The organism is Candidatus Dependentiae bacterium (assembly GCA_020431705.1).
Lineage (GTDB): Bacteria > Babelota > Babeliae > Babelales > Vermiphilaceae > JAGQHQ01.
This window is the reverse complement of record JAGQHQ010000049.1, coordinates 1-568: the sequence shown is the minus strand read 5'-3', so window position 1 is coordinate 568 and position 568 is coordinate 1. Positions and strand designations below refer to the sequence as shown.

The 568-nt window shown below is 41.2% G+C and carries 1 tRNA gene; it reads right to left on the bottom strand.

What is annotated here, in order from left to right:
- Positions 1 to 312 precede the first annotated feature (312 nt).
- Positions 313 to 405, bottom strand: a tRNA-Ser gene (locus KC460_05260).
- Positions 406 to 568: the final 163 nt, after the last annotated feature.

The window sequence follows — 568 nt, the reverse complement described above, 5'->3', positions numbered from 1 at the left end:
CCACGATAGACTAAAATCTGAGTACATGCACGTATAAACAAGAGCTCACCATACACGTAAAAACCGACCTTTAGTTAAGCTCTTGTTGTGGGAATACTCTTCTTATGAAAATGTCACCGATTACGCTCGTATTCTTAAAAAAACAACCACCAAGTACCAGATAGCTCTTATTTTCAGATGAGATGCTGGATTGAGCAAACAATATCGATAATCGATCAAAAACAGACATATAAATCTGCTTGTGGAAGAGTTAGAACAATAGTATAAAAGGCTGAAGAGCAGTTACCCTCTTCAGCCTTTACGTATAACAGTTGGTGGAGAGAGAGGGATTCGAACCCTCGATACCCCTTGTGAGGGTATACGCGATTTCCAATCACGCTCCTTCAGCCACTCAGACACCTCTCCAATATTACTGTTCAGCAAGTGCTTCTTTTTCAGGTGCTTTTGCTTTAGAGGTTGTTTTAGCTTTCGTTGCCGTTTTTGCAGCAGTCTTTTTCTTTGGAGCAGCTGCCTTGTCAGACGCTTGAGGTTTTGAAGCAGTCTTTTTTGCAGACTCCTTTTTTTGTGC